We start from the raw sequence: 1,110 nt of genomic DNA, 5'->3' as shown, positions 1-1,110 counted from the left end.
GATGCTCCTATGTCTGTCAAGGGCTGGGTGTGGGCTTCAGTAGGCCGAATATTTCGCGGGCGATGGCGCGTTTGAGGCATCGGGTGATTTCGCGTGGGGTTTTTCCTTCCGCGAGGCGCCGGTCTCGGTATTGCTGGGTTCGTTCGTCGCTGCGTAGCCGGGTGATGGCGATGGTGTAGAGCGCCCGGTTTGCTTGGCGGTCGCCTCCACGGTCGAGGCGGTGTCGTTGTGTTTTCCCAGAGGACGCGGGGATCGGGGCGACACCGCACAGGCGGGCGAAGGATCCCTCGGAGGTGACTCGTTCGGGATTGTCGCCGACAGTGATCAACAGCTGCGCGGCGGTGCTGGCACCGACTCCGAACCGTGCCAGCAGGTGCGGTGCGTGTGCAGCGACGAGTGCTTCGATCTGGATGGCGAGGATCCGCTCCTCGGCAGTGAGGTCCTGTATCCGCAGGGCCACCGACCGCAACGCTGCACCTACGGCGGAATCGAGATCGACGGGACGCCTGGCTGCGGGTGGCAGGGATGCGCACGCAGCGAACAATTTGGCGTCGGTGAGCTGGCGGAGGTCAGTCCGGATCGGGTCGGGGGCGTTGACGATCATCGATTTCAGTTGGGTGATCGCTTCGGCTCGGGCTTTGACTGCGGAGTGACGGGCGTTGTGCAGGAAGCGAATTGCTTCGACGGTGCCGTCGTGGGACTTGGGAATTGTGGTCGCATTTCCGGTCAGAGCCGCCCGCGCGGCAGAGCGGGCGTCGAGGGGGTCCGATTTCCCCTGGAACCGTCGAGAGCGTCGGTCGGGGCGGTCGACATCGACTACTTCGAGATCTTGTGCGCGTAGCGCAGTGGACAGTGTCGATCCGTAACTGCCGGTGCCTTCGACACCGATACGCTCCACGGTCCCGGCCGCGGTGATCCACGCGATCAGATCCGCGTGGCCGGCGGCAGTGGTGGGGAACTCTCGGTCGCCGACCTCGCGTCCGAGGTAATCGACGATCGCGGCATGGTGGGTGCTCTTGTGGGTGTCGACACCTACGAAGACGGTGGTGCTGACATCGGGTGGATTGTCGGTCATGCTGGACATGGCTATCCCTTCGTGGTGGTGGCCAC

The 1,110-nt window shown here is 64.4% G+C and carries 1 protein-coding gene; it reads right to left on the bottom strand.

What is annotated here, in order from left to right; all coding sequences use genetic code 11:
• Positions 1–16 precede the first annotated feature (16 nt).
• Positions 17–1,084: an IS110 family transposase gene (locus R4P47_RS25020; RefSeq protein WP_149408206.1), complete on the bottom strand. Its 1,068-nt coding sequence runs from the start codon at positions 1,082–1,084 to the stop codon at positions 17–19.
• Positions 1,085–1,110 lie beyond the last annotated feature (26 nt).

This window comes from Rhodococcus sp. IEGM 1370 (genome assembly GCF_033142325.1).
Lineage (GTDB): Bacteria > Actinomycetota > Actinomycetes > Mycobacteriales > Mycobacteriaceae > Rhodococcoides.
This window is presented reverse-complemented; position numbering and strand designations above follow the sequence as displayed.